Origin of the sequence: Citricoccus sp. (assembly GCF_032154715.1) — a bacterium.
GTDB lineage: Bacteria > Actinomycetota > Actinomycetes > Actinomycetales > Micrococcaceae > Citricoccus.
In genome coordinates, this window is record NZ_JALDXU010000001.1 from 61,362 (window position 1) to 76,872 (window position 15,511).

The following is a 15,511-nucleotide window of genomic DNA, read 5'->3' on the forward strand; positions in this document are numbered from 1 at the left end:
GGCCCATGGGGGGCATCTCAACGTCCCACGGGCGCGCGCGACGACGCATCCCCTTTTCTCCGTGAGCGTCCCCGAGGCGCCGCGGCGGCCTCACGCCGTTCCGCGCTCCTCCGCTCGCAGGCTCCATCCACTTTTCCCTGGGTGCTGTGCCGGATCGACCGTTCGAGCACCCCAGTCCTCTCAGGAGTAGTCCCATGATGCTGTCCACGACCACCTCTTCGTCCCGTTCAATTCGTTCCACGCGCTCCGGCCGTCGCGCGCGAGGTGCCTCTGCATGGCTCGGTACCAGTGCGGCCATCGTGCTGCTGATGACCGGTTGCGCGGCGCCGGCCTCGGACCAGGGCGGCAGCACCGCCCCGAGTGCCGGTGGTACCACGTCCACCGACAGTGCACGAGAGGACGCCTCGGCGTCATCGACCGCACCGTTGTCCGTTGAAGACCCCTGGATCAAGGCTGTCAAGCAGGAAGACATGATGACCGCGGTCTTCGCGACCCTGACCAACACCACGGACCAGGACCTGCAGATTGTCGACGCCCGCACTCCGATGGCAGACGCCGTCGAGCTGCACGAGACCGTAGACGACGGTTCGGGCGCCACCATGATGCAGGAGAAGGAGGGCGGATTCACCGTGCCGGCCGGTGAAGCCCTGACCCTGGTTCCCGGCGGAAACCACCTGATGCCCATGGGACTGAACGAGTCCATAGAACCCGGACAGACCGTCGAGGTCGTCGTGGAGTTCTCCGATGGCAGCACGCAGACCCTGACGGCCGTGGCCAAGGACTATGCCGGAGCCAACGAGACCTACGAGGGCACGGACGAGGCGTCGGACAGCACGGGCCATGGCGCTGGACATGACATGGGAGACATGGGCGACATGGATCAAGGGGCCGGGCATGGCGAGCACTGAGCACGAGGACCGGTTCGACCCGACCCGTCGCGGATTCCTGCTCGGTGCGGGCGTCGTCGGAGGGGGGCTGGTCGGCTCGGCCCTGGGCTACGCGGGCGGCTGGTACGCCGCTCCGACCACCGCGCCACCGGCTGGCGGTGGTTCCGGCGAGGTGGGCACAGATGGCTTGGTGCGTCCGGGCGGTCAGTCGGGGACGGTCCCCGTCAGCTCGCCGCAGGGCACCGACACTGTGCCGTTCTACGGACCGCGGCAGGCGGGCATCGAGACGCCGGCCCAGACCCATGCGGTGTTCGTGGCGATGAACTTGCGTGAGGGCGCTGACCGGGACGGGATCCAGCGGATGCTGAAGCTGCTCACCGACGATTCGGCCCGGCTCACCCAGGGCCAAGCCACCCTGGCGGACACCGAGCCCGAGTTGGCCGCCGCCCCGGCACGGCTGACCGTGACCTTCGGATTCGGGCCCGAACTGATGCGGATCGTGGCGTCCGGGCGGGCTCCGTCCTGGCTGAGGGATCTGCCGGACTTCGGCATCGACCGACTGCAGGACAGGTGGAGTGGTGGGGACCTGCTGTTGCAGGTCTGCGGGGACGACCCGGTCTCCCTGGCCCACGCGCGCCGGATGTTGCTCAAGGACGCCCGGGCCTTCACCACCGTGCGGTGGGTCCAGACCGGGTTCCGGGCCGCCCGTGGATCGCACCCCGGGGGCACGACCATGCGCAACCTGTTCGGTCAGGTGGATGGCACGGGCAACCCCTCCAGGGAAAGCGGCCACATGGAGCGCGTGGTCTGGGGAGGTGAAGCGGACGGCACCACGTCGCCCCTGGTGCCCTGGGTTCCCAACGGCACCTCATTGGTCCTGCGGCGCATCTCGATGGACCTGGATTCCTGGGATGAGCTCGACCGGCCGGGCAAGGAACTCGTGGTCGGCCGACGGCTGGACACCGGGGCGCCTCTCACCGGGGAGCGCGAGCATGACGAGCCAGACCTGGAGGCCGTCAACCCCACGGGGTTCTCGACGATCTCCGACATCGCGCACGTGCGCCGTTCCCGCACCGACAACCCGGACGAGGCCATGCTCCGCCGGGCGTACAACTACGACGACGGCCCGGACCTGGGATCCGACGACACCGACGGTGCGACCCGTCCAGTGTCCAACGCGGGGTTGTTGTTCGCCGCCTATCAGTGCGATGTGGACCGGCAATACGTGCCGATCCAACGACGCCTGGACTCCTCCGACCACCTGAACCTCTGGACCACGCCGATCGGCTCAGCCGTCTTCGCCATCCCTCCTGGATGCACCGAAGGCGGCTTCATCGGCGATGTCCTCTTCACGGAAAAGACCACCACGCCATGACGACGCACCAGACGCTCCACACTCACCCGGGATCACCGCCGCCAGCACGGTCCGCCGATCCGCCCCGCCCTCCGCAGAAGTGGTTCGGTGCCCTCCTGTTGCGCCTGCACTTCTATGCCGGGATCCTCGTCGGCCCTTTCATCCTCATCGCGGCCACCAGCGGTGCCCTCTACGCTCTCTCCCCTCAGCTCGAGCAGGCCGTCTACGCCGACGTGCTCCGTGCCCCGCCCACCGCGGATCCGCTGTCCCTGGGGGAGCAGGTCGGCATCGCACAGGAGCGCATCGGGGAAGAGGCCACCCTCACCGCCGTCCGTCCGGCCCCGGACCCCGGCGACACCACCCGGGTGATGTTCGATCAGGACGGGCTCGGTGACAGCGAGTCCCGCGCGGTCTTCATCGACCCGGGAACGGGGCAGGTGCTCGGCGACATGACCGTCTACGGCACCAGCGGAGCCCTGCCGTTGCGCACCTGGATCGATCAGCTGCACCGCAGCCTGCACCTGGGCGATGCCGGACGGTTCTACAGCGAGCTGGCCGCCTCCTGGCTCTGGATCGTCGCCCTCGCCGGCCTCGGACTGTGGATCGTGCGCCTTCGCCGGGCCCGGGTGAAGAAAGATCTCCTCCGCCCCCGCCGCGGGCTCGCGGGACGCCGTCGCCTCTCTGGCTGGCATGCTTCCCTCGGGATCTGGATCGTGCTGGGAGCTCTGTTCCTCTCGGCCACGGGCATCACCTGGTCCCAACTGGCCGGGACCAACGTGACCAACCTGCGCACGGCCCTGAACTGGGGTACCCCCACGGTCAGCACCAGTCTTGAGAACCCGGCCGGCACCGTCGATGAACACGCCCACCACCACGGAGATGCAGCATCCGCCCCCGGCGGCCCAGAGCCGGCCAGCACGGACCCGGCGATCTTCGACGCCGTGCTCGCCACCTCCCAGCAGGTCAACGTGAACACCGGTCTGGTGGAGATCAGGCCACCCGCCGACGAGGGGACGGCCTGGCTCGTCCAAGAGATCCAGCGCAGCTTCCCCACGGAGGTCGACGCCGTGGCCATCGACGGCGCCACCCTGGAGGCCACCGACCGCGTGGACTTCGCCGAGTTCAGCCTCCCCGCGAAACTCGCCCGGTGGGGCATCGACCTGCACATGGGCTCCATGTTCGGACTGGCCAACCAGATCGCCTTGTTCTTCCTGGCCGCCGGCATCGCCACCATGGTCGTGCTGGGCTACCTGATGTGGTGGAAACGCCGGCCTACCCGCGAATCCCGGTCACCCGTCGGCACGCCGCCCCGGCGAGGCGTCCTGGGACGGGCACCCTGGTGGGGTCTGGCGGCTCTCGCCACCGGCGCGATCCTCATCGCTCTGGCCCTGCCTCTGGTCGGATGGACCCTGCTCGGGTTCCTGGTCCTCGACACGTTGATCGGCCTCTCCCGACAACGAAGGGTGCCGTCCCCCTAGCCGCCCGGGCGGGCAAGCGAGCAGGGCACATCCTTGCCCGCCCGAGCGCTTCGCGCCTGGGCACCCCGCCCGGGAGTTGCCGGGCCCGAATCCTGATGTGCCAGCATGGTGCGCATGGCCCCCGATGCATCCTCGACGCCCGACAGCGCCGCAACCGACCCCGAGACCTCCGCCGTTCCCGAGGCCTATCGTCCGGTCGCCACCGAGAGTCCGGCCACCGGTGACGGCGAGGCGGAGGGCTCGGCTGCCGGCCGGCGTCGGGAACCACACGAGGAGAAGTCCAAGCGCCAGCGCCGGCTGGAGTACCCGCCGGCACCCGAACCGCTGGGGGTGCCCGTGGTGGACAACCACACCCACCTGGACTTCCGCGATGGCCTGGTCTCCGTGGACGTGCACCAGGCGATGGACGCCGCGGCCGCCGTTGGGGTCGCCGGGGCCATCCAGGTGGGATGTGACGTGGAGTCGGCGCGCTTCACCATCGAGGCGATCGAGGCCGAGCCCCGGTTGCTGGGGGCCGTGGCCATCCACCCCAACGACGCCGCCCGGCTGGCCTCCCGCGGCCACCTGGACGCCGCGCTGGCCGAGATCGAGACGCTCGCGGCCCACCCCCGGGTGCGTGCCGTGGGGGAGACCGGCCTCGACTACTACCGCACGGGCCCCGAGGGGGTGGAGGACCAGCAGGAGGCGTTCCGCTGGCACCTGGACCTGGCGCACCGGCTGGGCAAGGCCGTGCAGATCCACGATCGGGACGCCCATGACGACGTGGTCCGGATCCTCGTGGACACCCCGCGGCGCCCGGACCGGGTGGTGTTCCACTGCTTCTCCGGTGATGTGGAGCTCGCCCGGATCTGCAACGAGCACGGCTGGTACATGTCCTTCGCCGGCCCCGTGACCTTCAAAGCCAATGACGGCCTGCGCGCGGCGCTGTCCGAGGCCCGCGAGGACCTGCTCCTGGTGGAGACCGACGCTCCGTTCCTGACCCCGCATCCCTGGCGGGGCCGCCCGAACGCGCCCTACCTGGTGCCGCTGACCCTGCGCGGCATGGCCGAGACCCGCGGGCTGGAGGCCGACGTGCTGGCGGCGGCTGTGGCGAACAACACGAGGCGCGTCTACGGGGACTTCTGACCAGCGCTTTCGCCCCCCGCGGGCGCGCCGGAAGGACTCCGGACACGCCGGCCGCCGTGATCAATTTGAGATCTTCGTTATCTTGCCGTTATCGTTGTCCCTCAATGGGCCGGATCGGGCCGTTCAGTGTGCCTGTGCCATTGGCCCTGAAGCCCCGTGACCGGAGACGACAACGTCGGGACGGACATGGCACGAATGATGAAGGGCCGCCTGGCCAAGGTGATCGCCCAAGTAGCAGCCCTGGCCCTGGTGGTCGGCGGACTGGTGGCCTTCGTGGTCACCCAGCGCGGCGCCGAGGTCACCGCCTCGGATCAGACCGCCAGCCGGGTCTCCGCCCGGGACGCCGGCCAGGACGCGGGCGCTCCGGGCGAAAGCCTCGGCGAATCCGTCCTCCAGCTGGAGCGCGCGTCCCAGGTGACCGTGGACCTGCCGAAGGTGCTCACCGTGACCGCCGGCGGGGAGACCACGAGCTTCGCCACCCAGGCCTCCACCATCGAACAGGCGCTGCGGGAGAACGAGGTGTCCTTCGATGCGGACGACCTGGTCTCGCCGGCCCTGGACACCGAGATCACCCAGGACGTGGACGTGACCGTCCAGCGGGTGGACACCACCACCGAGACCACCTCCGAGGAGGTGCCCTTCGAGACCGTCGAGGTCGAGGACGAGGACCTGGCCGAGGGCAAGACCTCCGTCCTGGCCGCCGGCACTCCCGGCGAGAAGATCACCACCTGGTCCGTCACCACCGTGGACGGTGAGGAAACCGACCGCCAGGTCGCGTCCACCGAGACCGTGAGCGAACCGGCCGAGCGTCGCATCGCCGTCGGGACCCAGAAGCCGGAGCCGACCCGCTCCTCCGCCAGCTCTGCCGCGGACTCCGCCAGGTCGTCTGCGGCGACTGACTCGGCCAGTTCGTCTGAGTCGGCCAGTTCGTCCGAGCCGTCCGGCACCTCCTCCGCGTCGCGGGCCAGCGCCCCGGCGTCCGGCGTGTGGCAGTCCCTGGCCCAGTGCGAGTCCGGCGGCAACTGGTCCATCAACACCGGCAACGGCTACTACGGTGGCCTGCAGTTCTCGGCCTCCTCGTGGGCCGGTGCCGGCGGCACCCAGTATGCGCCGCTGCCGCACCAGGCCACGCCGGCCGAGCAGATCGCCACCGCTGAGAACCTGCGGGCCAACGGCGGCTGGGGCCACTGGCCGCACTGCTCCGCCCAGCTCGGCCTGCGCTGAGCGCCTGAAGCGCACCGCTGCACCGGCGTCAGCAGGACGCCGTTATCCCCAAGGGCCCGCCTCGGCGGGCCCTTGGCGTCTCTTCCCCACGTAGGATGGAGTGCGTGACCGGACCCGACGCCCCCTTGCTTTCCCCCGCCGACATCCGGCGACTGGCCTCGGAGCTGGACCTGCGGCCCACCAAGACACTGGGGCAGAACTTCGTGATCGACCCCAACACCATCCGGCGGATCACGGCCGTCTCCGGCACGGGTGCCGGCGAGCACGCCCTCGAGATCGGCCCCGGCCTGGGGTCGCTCACGCTCGGGCTGCTGGACGCGGCCGAGGCCGTCACCGCCGTGGAGATCGACCCCGTTCCCGCCGGCCGGCTGGCCCGCACCGCCGAGGAATTCCGCCCCGGGGCCGGCCATCGCCTGGCCGTGGTGCTGGCTGACGCCATGCACGTCTCCGCCGCGGAGCTCGAAGCCGCCCGTCCCGCCGCGGCCTCCGGCCCTCCCACCGCCCTGGTCGCCAACCTGCCCTACAACGTGGCCGTGCCCGTGCTGCTGCACCTGCTGGCCGAATTGCCCTCGCTGGAGCACGGCCTGGTCATGGTCCAGGAGGAGGTCGCGGACCGGCTCGCCGCCGGGCCGGGGTCCAAGACGTACGGCGTGCCCTCCGCCAAGGCGGCCTGGTACGCCTCCGTCCGCAAGGCCGGCACCGTCGGCAAGAACGTGTTCTGGCCGGCCCCCAAGATCCAGTCCGGGCTGGTGGCCTTCTCCCGGCGTCAGCCGCCCGAGGCCACGGCCAGTCGTCAAGAGGTCTTCGCCGTGGTGGACGCCGCCTTCGCCCAGCGCCGCAAGACGCTGCGGGCGGCACTGTCCGGGTGGGCCGGATCACCCACCGCGGCCGAGGCCACCCTGCGGGCCGCCGGAGTCGACCCCCGGGCCCGCGGTGAGGTGCTCGGCATCGGGGACTTCGCCCGCATCGCCGCCCATCGGGTGGACGGCTCCGCCGCCGAGACCCCCACTGAAGGAGCCGGCCTGTGAGCCTTCCTGCCCCCTCGGCCACCCGGCTCTTCAGTCACGCGACGGCGCAGGCCCCCGGCAAGGTCAACCTGTCCCTGCGCGTGGGCAGCCCGCGTGCGGACGGCTACCACCCGGTGGCGAGCGTCTACCTCGCGGTCTCGATGCTGGAGGAGGTGACGGCCACCCCCCGCCAGGACGGCGAGATCACGGTGGCCCTCTCCGAGCAGTCCAGTGCGTTCGTGGACCCGGACGCCATCCCCGTGGACTCCTCGAACCTGGCCGCCCGGGCCGCGCTGCGTCTGCGGGAGCACCTGGGACGTGATCCGCAGACCCACGGCGTGCACCTGGAGATCACCAAGCAGGTCCCCGTGGCCGGGGGCATGGGTGGAGGGTCCGCGGACGCCGCCGCCGCCCTGCTGGCCTGCGCCGCCCTGTGGGACGCGGGCCTCTCCCGGCAGGCCCTGGCCGAGATCGCCGCGCCGTTGGGCGCGGACGTGCCGTTCGCCGTGATGGGCGGGGCCGCCGTCGGGCTCGGGGTGGGCGATGAGCTCACGCCCCTGCTGGCCCGCCATCCGGTGCACCTGGTCCTGGTGCCCGCCGCCACCGGGCTCTCCACCCCGCAGGTCTACGGGCTGCTGGACCAGCTGCGCGAGGAGGGCGGGCTGCCCATGCCCGAGGCGGACCCCGAGGTGGACCCCCACCTCGTCCAGGCGCTGACGTCCGGTGATGCCGAGGAGTTGGCCCTGCTGCTCGCCAATGACCTGCAGGTCCCCGCCGCCACCCTGGTGCCGGAGCTCTCCGAGATGCTGGACGTCGGTCTCGAGGAGGGGGCCCTGGCCGGCCAGGTCTCCGGCTCGGGCCCGACCGTGATGTTCCTGGCCCGCAGCGCGGAGGAGAGCTTCCAGCTGGCCGCCCGCATCGAGGACCGCACCGGGGTGGCCGCCGTGGCCGTCCATGGGCCGGTCCACGGGGCTAGAGTGCTGTAAATGGCTCATTTGCTCGGCGCCGAGAACATCGGCATCTCCTTTGGCACGCGTACTGTCCTCGACGCCGTCTCGATCGGCGTGGACGAGGGGGACCGGATCGGTCTCGTCGGCCGCAACGGTGACGGCAAGTCCACTCTGATGCGGATCCTTGCCGGCCAGCAGGACCCCGACGACGGCCGGGTCACCCGCCGCGGCGGCACCACCCTGGGCGTCCTGGACCAGCGGGACGACCTCGACCCCGAGGACACGGTGCAGCACGCCGTGGTCGGCGATGTCCCAGACCACGTCTGGGCCTCGGATGCGAAGGTCCGCGACGTCATGGGCGGCCTGCTCGGCGGACTGGACTGGGGCCGCACCGTGGGCACCCTCTCCGGCGGCCAGCGCCGCCGCACCGCCCTGGCCCGGCTGCTCGCCGGTGGCGACGACCTGATCTTCCTGGACGAGCCCACCAACCACCTGGACGTGGAGGGTGTGGCCTGGCTGGCCGAACACCTCAAGACCCGCTGGCGCGCCACGGACGGAGGCCTGCTCGTGGTCACCCACGACCGCTGGTTCCTCGACGAGGTCTGCACGCGCACCTGGGAGGTCCATGACGCCACGGTGGAGCCCTTCGACGGCGGCTACGCGGCCTGGATGCTCGCCCGCGCCGAACGGGACCGCGCCGCCGCCGTGATCGAGGGCAAACGCCAGCAACTGGTGAAGAAGGAGTTGGCGTGGCTGCGCCGCGGCGCCCCGGCCCGCACCTCCAAGCCCAAGTTCCGCATCGACGCCGCCAACGCCGTCATCGCGGACGTCCCCGAGCCCCGGGACTCCGTCTCCCTGTCCAAGATGGCCACCGCCCGGTTGGGCAAGGACGTCCTGGACCTGGAGGACGTCACCTATTCCGTCCCGGTGCCCGACGGCGGCGGGAGCCGCACGCTGTTCGACGACGTCACGCTGCGGCTGGCCCCCGGCGAACGGGTGGGCATCGTGGGCGTCAACGGCGCCGGCAAGTCCACCCTCATGCGCCTGCTCGACGGCCAGCTCACGCCGGACTCCGGCCGAATCCGCCGCGGCAAGACCGTGCAGACGGCCATCCTCACCCAGGACGTCACGGAACTCGACGAGGTGCGGCACCTGCGCGTGGCCGAGGTCATGGCCCAGGAGGGTAACTCCTTCCAGGTGGGGGGCAAAGACCTGTCCCCGGGACAGCTGCTGGAGCAGCTCGGCTTCGGCACCTCCCGCCAGTGGACGCCGGTGGCGGACCTCTCCGGCGGCGAGCGCCGCCGGCTGCAGCTGCTGCGCCTGATGGTCGGCTCCCCGAACGTGCTCATGCTGGACGAGCCGACCAACGACCTGGACACGGACACCTTGGCCGCGGTGGAGGACATGCTGGACGGCTGGCCCGGCACCCTCGTGGTGGTGTCCCACGACCGCTACCTGCTCGAACGCGTCACCGACCATCAGCTGGCCCTGCTCGGCGACGGTCAGATCCGTGACCTGCCCGGGGGTGTGGAGCAGTACCTGAAGCTGCGCGCCGCCCAGGAGGCCGGCGGCACCGGCTTCGGCGGGACCGGCACCGGAGCGGGCGGTGCCGGCGCTGCCGGCTCCGGGGCCGGCGTCGGGAAGGCGGGGGAGGGAGCCGCCGGGCAGGGCGGCGTCAGCGAGGCCGAGAAGCGGGCCGCCCGCAAGGAGGCCGCCAAGCTGGAGAAGCAGCTGGCCCGGATGACCCAGGAGGAGTCCGCGCTGCACGAGCGGATGGCCACCCTGTCCGCGGCCGGCGACTTCGGCGCCCTGGCCGAGGCCAACGCCCAGTTACAGGACCTGCACGAGCGCAAGGACGAGGCCGAGATGGCCTGGCTCGAGGCCGGCGAGGTCGCCGAGGGCTAGGCGCCTACCCGTCCATCGTCATGGTGGTCCACGGCATCCGGTTGGTCATCGGCGTGGGCTCATCCTGACCCTGCCAGCGCGTCGTGTTGATGGTCGGGAAGGCGCCGTTGAACCAGGCCAGCGGCGCGTAGTACATCATCTCGGCGGCGCGGTCCTGCAGGGCCGTCAACGCCACGCCGCGCTCGGCCTGGACGGAGGTCGCCAGGGCCTCGGCCGCGGCGGCGTCGATCTCGGGATCACACAGGCCGGACGGATTGGCCGCGGCCGCCTTCTGGTCGTTGCACTCGTACCAGCGCACGATCCCGATGCTGGGGTCCGCGCCGACGGTCGAGCGCAGGAACGCCAGGTCGAAGTCGCTCTCCGTGTAGACCTTCTCGGTGAAGACCGCGCCCGAGGTGCCCTGCATCTCGATGCCGATGCCGACCTCCTCCAGCATGGACTGGGCCATCTCCACGGTGGCGGCCACGTCCGAGAGCTCATTGATGTACCGGACGTTCAGGGTGAACCGCATCCCGTCAGCCCCGCGCTCGAACCCGGCCTCATCCAAGGCCTCGTTGATGGCGTCCACGTCCCGCGGGAAGTCCTGTGAGAAATCCACGTCCGGGCTCACGGCCCACTCCAGGGCTTCGGGGAAGAACCCGTTGGCCGGCGTGCCGATGCCACTCAAGGCGGTATCCACGATCGCCTCCCGGTCCAGGGCGGCGAAGACGGCGGCCCGCACCGCCGGATCCTCCAGGTACTCGCTCTGGGCATTGAACATGACGGTCACGAGCTGCGGGAAGTTGCTGTCTTCCAGCAGCAGTGTGGTGGGGTCATCCGCGACGCGGTCCTGCTGGGAGACGTCCACGGAGGCCTGGTCCACCTCACCGGCGAACAGAGCCTCGGCCCGGGCATTTGGGTCCGTCATGATCGGGTAGACGGCCCGGTCCACCTGGACCTCGCCGCCCCAGTAGTCCGGGTTGGCGGTCAGGGTGACCTGTTCCCCGGAGCTGTAGGAGTCGAAGACCATTGGCCCGGTGCCGATCGGCTCCATGTTCGCCTGGTTCGTCACGTAGTCGGTGCCCTCGTAGAGGTGCTTCGGGACCATGAACTGGGAGGCCACCGTCTCCAGCAGGGGCCCGAACGGCTCGGTCAGGTGCAGGACCACGGTGTGCTCGTCCACCACTTCGGCCGATTCCAGCCGTTCGCCGATCTGCGCCCCGAAGGACTGCAGGGGCACGATCTCCTCGAAGTTGAAAGCCACGTCCTCCGCGGTGAAGGGCTCGCCGTCGTGCCAGGTGACGCCCTCCCGCAGGACCAGGGTCAGGTCCAGGCCGTCGTCGCTGAGCTCCCAGGACTCGGCCAGGCCCGGGGTCATCTCGTAGTCCTGCGAGAGGAAGATCAGCGGGTCCAGGATCTGGGCGCTGAACATGGAGGGGGTGGCGCCGCTGATCAGCTGGGCGTTCAGGCCCATCGGATCGTCGGCGATGGCCTGGACGTATACACGTTCTCCGCCCTCGGCCCCGTTGCCGCCTCCGCCGGCGGTGCCTCCGGTGCACGCGGTCAGGGCGAGGGCCCCGGCGGCGAGCACGGCCAGCAGGCCGGTGGTTCGCTTCTGTGGTGTGCGCATGATGTGGTGCCTTTCAAGGGTGAGGTGCAGGGATGGGTGCAGGTGCTTGGTGGGACGCCGGCCGGGGCTCAGGGCAGGGCCGGAGACGCCGCGAGCAGTTCACGGGTGTAGGGGTGGGAGGGGTCCGCGAAGATCTGGTCCTTCGGCCCGTGCTCCAGGATGCGGCCGTGGCGCATGACGTACACATGGTCGGCGACCTTCTGCACCACCGGCAGGTCGTGGGTGATGAAGACGTAGCCGACCCCGAGCCGGTCCTTCAGGTCTGCCATCACGGCCAGTACGCCGGCCTTCACGGAGGCATCGAGGGCGGAGACGGCCTCGTCGGCCACGATGATGCGGGGATCCAGGGCGATGGCGCGCGCGATCAGCACCCTCTGACGCTGCCCGCCGGAGAGCTCGTGCGGAAAGCGGTCCATGAAGGCCGCCGCGGGCTCCATGCCCACCAGCTCGAGGACCTCGGTGACCCGTTGGCGGGTCTCGGCGGGCCCCCGGGCCATCCCGTGCAGCCGGATGACCTCGCCGATCGCCTGCACCACTCGCTTGCGGGGGTTCAGGGACCCGGCCGGATCCTGCAGCACCGCCTGGACACTGCGCCGGTAGGCCCGGCGTTCGGTGCGGTCCATGGAGCCGACCTCGCGTCCGTCCAGCTGGATGGAGCCCGCGGTCGGGTCGAGCAGGTCCAGCAGCAGGCGGGCCAGGGTGGACTTGCCGGAACCGGACTCACCCACGATCGCCACGAACTCGCCGGGCCTGGCCCGCAGGGTGGCGTTCTGCACGGCGTGGACGGGCGCCGAGGTGCGGCGGGAACGGAACGTCTTGGAGACGTCGATGGCCTCAAGCAACATGGGTCGGCTCCTCGGCGAACCGCTGGCGCAGGGCCAGGGGGATGGAATACAAGTCGGTGTCCCGGTCGGTGAGGCTGCGGACACTGCGCAGCAGGGCCTGGGTGTACTCGTGCCGCGGCTCGGCGAGCACCCGGGCGGTGGGGCCCTCCTCCACGATCCGGCCGGCGTACATGACATAGACCCGGTCGGTCATCCCGGCCACCACCGCGAGGTCGTGGGAGATGAGCATGAGCGAGGTCCCGAGCTCGGCCACGGTCTCATCCAGGGTGCGCAGCACGTGCTGCTGCACGGTGGCGTCCAGGGCCGTGGTCGGCTCGTCGGCCAGGACCAGGGACGGCTCCTTGGCGATGGCGATGGCGATCAGCACCCGCTGGCGCATGCCGCCGGAGAGTTCGTGCGGGAAGGACGCGGCGACCTGTTCGGCGTCCGGCAACCCGGCCTGCCGCAGGAACCGGAACACGGCCCGGTCCCGCGCCGTGCGGTCCCCGCCCGCCCCGGAGCGCACCAGCCGCCGGTCGGGGATCGACTCGGCCACCTGCCGCCCCACGCGCATCGTCGGGTTCAGGAACGTCAACGGGTCCTGGAAGATCATGCCCACGGTCTTGCGCCGGACCTCGTCCCAGGTCCGCGCCGGCGCCCCGACCATCTCCTGGCCGCGGATGCGGATGGAGCCGCTCACCCGCACCCGGGGGGAGGTGGGCAGCAGACCGGCGATGGACCGGCCGGTGACGGACTTGCCGGACCCGGACTCGCCGACCAGGCCGACGCGTTCGCCGTCGTGGACCACCAGGTCCACCGACTTCACCGCCTCCACCTCGCTGCGTTCCCCGGTGGGCAGCACCACGTTCAGTCCGGTGAGCTCGATCAGCGGAGTGCCCGCTGCCGGTGGGTTCTCTGTGGTGGTCATTTCACCCTCCCGACGGTGGGGTTGTAGGCGTCGTTGAGGGCGTCGCCGAGCATGTTGACGGCGAGCACCACCAGGAAGATGCACAGGCCTGGGGCCACGGCCAGCCACCAGCCGTCCCGCATGTAGGCCTGTGCGGAGTTCAGCAGGGCACCCCACGAGGGGTGGGACGGATCACCGATGCCCAGGTAGGCCAGGCCCGACTCGATGAGGATGGCCCGGCCCACCGTCATGGACGTGGCCACCAGCACGGGCGGCAGGGCGTTGGGCAGCACATCGGACCAGATGATGCGCACGGACCGGAACCCGGCCGCACGGGCGGACTCCACGTAGCCCAGCTGGGAGATGCGCATGGCCTCGGCCCGCACGATCCTGGCCACCGCCGGCCACATGGTGATGGAGAGGATGGCCACGATGATGAAGACGTTGGCCCCCAGCAGCGCCGCCGCCACCAGGGCCAGCACGATGCCGGGCAGCACCTGGAAGAACTCCGCGAGCTTGACCATCAGGGTGTCCATCCAGCCGCCGTGATAGCCGGCGAGTCCGCCGACGATCAGGCCGATGGTCATGCAGAGGACCGCCACGGTGAAGCCCACCAGGAGGGAGATCTGGCCGCCGTTGACCACGCGGGCCAGGTAGTCCCGGCCCAGGTGGTCGGTACCCAGGGGGTGGGCGGCACTGGGCGCCAGCAGTTCGGCGTTGCCGGTCGCGGAGGGATCGCCCACCAGGAGCGGTCCGAGGGCCGCGATGAGGACGAACAGCCCCAGCAGGGGCAGGAACACCATGGTGCTGGGCTTGCGCAGGAACACGCGCCAGGGGGACCGTTCGGTGCCCGGGGGACGACGCCGGCCGGCGGCACCGGCGGGGGCGTCCGGCCGTGCCGGTGGTGGTGCCCCGGTGCGGCCGGGCGGTGCTGCGATTGCGGAACATCCGGTCCAGGGCACGGGCGGCGCCGGCGGTCTCCGGTGGGGGGACCATGCTGGTTTCCTGCTGGGTCATGCCGCTACCTCGTCACTCTGCCGGTCCTGCCGGCCCTCGGGCGGCAGGGTGCGTTGGGGGGAGAACTGGGCTCGCAACCGTGGATCGACCAGCCCGTACACCACGTCCGTGAGGATGTTGACGAGGATGATCACGACGGTCAGGACGATCACCACGCCCAGGATGACCATGTTGTTCTGGCGGTTGATGGCGTCGATGAACAGCAGGCCCATGCCGGGCCAGCCGAACACCCGTTCCACCAGCACAGATCCGGCCAGGATGTAGCCGAGGCTGTAGCCGGAGACCGTGACCATGGGCAGCAGGGCGTTGGGCAGGGCGTGGCGCCAGAGCACGTGGGACGAGGAGAGGCCCTTGGAGCGGGCCGTGTCCACGAAGTCCTGGCCCAGGGACTCGATCATGGACGAGCGCATGATGCGGGTCTTGTACGCCAGCTCGCTGGTGGCCATGGTGATGACGGGCAGGACCAGGTACTCGAGGCCGATGCCCGGCTGCCCGTAGGGGCTCTTGCCCTGGGTGGGGAACCAGCCCAGCCAGATCGAGAACACCATGATCAGCAGCATGCCGAACCAGAAGTTGGGGACGGAGAACAGTGCCACGGCGCCTCCGGAGATGCCGCCGTCCAGCCACCGCTTGCGGGTCCGGGCGGCGATCGAGCCGAGGATGATGCCGCCGATGGTGGAGATCAGGAAGGCGGGGACCGCCAGGGCCAGGGTGTTCCCGGCCCGGCTGAGGATCAGGTCCAGCACCGGCTCGTTGTTCGTGCCGAAGGAGAACCCGAGGTTTCCGGTGAAGACGTTGCCGAGGTAGAGCACGTACCGTTCCCAGACCGACTTGTCCAGGCCGTAGGCGGCGGTGATCTGCGCCCGGAAGGCCTCGGAGAGGGGGACGTCACCGACCAGGGTCTGGATGGGGTCCCCCGGGGCCAGCTCCAGCAGGAAGAACAGCACCGTGATCACGGCGATGAACAGGATGAGTGACGACAACAGCAGACTGCCGTAGTGGATCAATCGGGCCTTCACCGGCACCTCCTCGGCGGTGGGGGGATCCGGTCAGGAGGCGGGTGCGAATGCACCGGGGTCCGTTGACCCGGCCGTGAGGCCGGGGGAGTGGACCGGGACCGTCCGGACCGGGTTTCCCCTCAGTCTGCTGGGGCTGTGACGTGGACCACAGGGCGCCTTCCACGCGTTGGAAGGCGCGCCGGAGGGTGAAGCGGCTCGGCCGGCG

The 15,511-nt window shown here is 70.7% G+C and carries 13 protein-coding genes; 8 read left to right on the forward strand and 5 right to left on the reverse strand.

What is annotated here, in order from left to right:
* Window positions 1-194: 194 nt before the first annotated feature.
* The 8 genes from RUH65_RS00265 (at window position 195) to RUH65_RS00300 (ending at window position 9,930) form a co-directional block, all read left to right on the forward strand.
* Window positions 195-908: a copper chaperone PCu(A)C gene (locus RUH65_RS00265; RefSeq protein WP_313815147.1), complete on the forward strand. Its 714-nt coding sequence runs from the start codon at window positions 195-197 to the stop codon at window positions 906-908.
* Complete coding sequence (locus RUH65_RS00270) at window positions 895-2,262, forward strand: Dyp-type peroxidase (RefSeq protein ID WP_313815148.1); 1,368 nt, start codon at window positions 895-897, stop codon at window positions 2,260-2,262. Before RUH65_RS00265 ends, RUH65_RS00270 begins: the two co-directional genes overlap by 14 nt.
* Complete coding sequence (locus RUH65_RS00275; RefSeq protein ID WP_313815149.1) at window positions 2,259-3,719, forward strand: PepSY domain-containing protein; 1,461 nt, start codon at window positions 2,259-2,261, stop codon at window positions 3,717-3,719. Before RUH65_RS00270 ends, RUH65_RS00275 begins: the two co-directional genes overlap by 4 nt.
* Window positions 3,720-3,833: 114 nt before the next feature.
* Window positions 3,834-4,844, forward strand: a complete 1,011-nt coding sequence (locus RUH65_RS00280) for a TatD family hydrolase (RefSeq protein WP_313815150.1) — start codon at window positions 3,834-3,836, stop codon at window positions 4,842-4,844.
* Between the two features lie 186 nt (window positions 4,845-5,030).
* Window positions 5,031-6,068, forward strand: coding sequence for a transglycosylase family protein (locus RUH65_RS00285; protein ID WP_313815151.1), 1,038 nt, complete (start codon window positions 5,031-5,033; stop codon window positions 6,066-6,068).
* Between the two features lie 95 nt (window positions 6,069-6,163).
* Window positions 6,164-7,096 (forward strand): 16S rRNA (adenine(1518)-N(6)/adenine(1519)-N(6))-dimethyltransferase RsmA, encoded by a 933-nt coding sequence (rsmA, locus tag RUH65_RS00290; protein ID WP_396179297.1) that lies wholly within the window; start codon window positions 6,164-6,166, stop codon window positions 7,094-7,096.
* Window positions 7,093-8,061 (forward strand): 4-(cytidine 5'-diphospho)-2-C-methyl-D-erythritol kinase, encoded by a 969-nt coding sequence (locus tag RUH65_RS00295; RefSeq protein ID WP_313815153.1) that lies wholly within the window; start codon window positions 7,093-7,095, stop codon window positions 8,059-8,061. Before rsmA ends, RUH65_RS00295 begins: the two co-directional genes overlap by 4 nt.
* Window positions 8,062-9,930 (forward strand): ABC-F family ATP-binding cassette domain-containing protein, encoded by a 1,869-nt coding sequence (locus RUH65_RS00300; RefSeq protein ID WP_313815154.1) that lies wholly within the window; start codon window positions 8,062-8,064, stop codon window positions 9,928-9,930.
* 4 nt (window positions 9,931-9,934) lie between these two features.
* On the opposite strand, the gene RUH65_RS00305 is transcribed toward RUH65_RS00300, so the two are convergent.
* The 5 genes from RUH65_RS00305 to RUH65_RS00325 all read right to left on the reverse strand — a co-directional run bounded on the left by RUH65_RS00305 (window position 9,935) and on the right by RUH65_RS00325 (window position 15,306).
* Window positions 9,935-11,539 (reverse strand): ABC transporter substrate-binding protein, encoded by a 1,605-nt coding sequence (locus tag RUH65_RS00305; protein WP_313815155.1) that lies wholly within the window; start codon window positions 11,537-11,539, stop codon window positions 9,935-9,937.
* Between the two features lie 68 nt (window positions 11,540-11,607).
* Window positions 11,608-12,384, reverse strand: a complete 777-nt coding sequence (locus RUH65_RS00310; protein WP_313815156.1) for an ATP-binding cassette domain-containing protein — start codon at window positions 12,382-12,384, stop codon at window positions 11,608-11,610.
* Window positions 12,374-13,291, reverse strand: coding sequence for an ABC transporter ATP-binding protein (locus RUH65_RS00315; protein ID WP_313815157.1), 918 nt, complete (start codon window positions 13,289-13,291; stop codon window positions 12,374-12,376). The genes RUH65_RS00310 and RUH65_RS00315 overlap by 11 nt, the downstream gene beginning before the upstream one ends.
* Window positions 13,288-14,097, reverse strand: a complete 810-nt coding sequence (locus RUH65_RS00320) for an ABC transporter permease (RefSeq protein WP_313815158.1) — start codon at window positions 14,095-14,097, stop codon at window positions 13,288-13,290. Before RUH65_RS00320 ends, RUH65_RS00315 begins: the two co-directional genes overlap by 4 nt.
* 186 nt (window positions 14,098-14,283) lie before the next feature.
* A complete protein-coding gene (locus tag RUH65_RS00325; protein ID WP_313815159.1) occupies window positions 14,284-15,306 on the reverse strand; it encodes an ABC transporter permease in 1,023 nt (340 codons plus the stop codon).
* Window positions 15,307-15,511 lie beyond the last annotated feature (205 nt).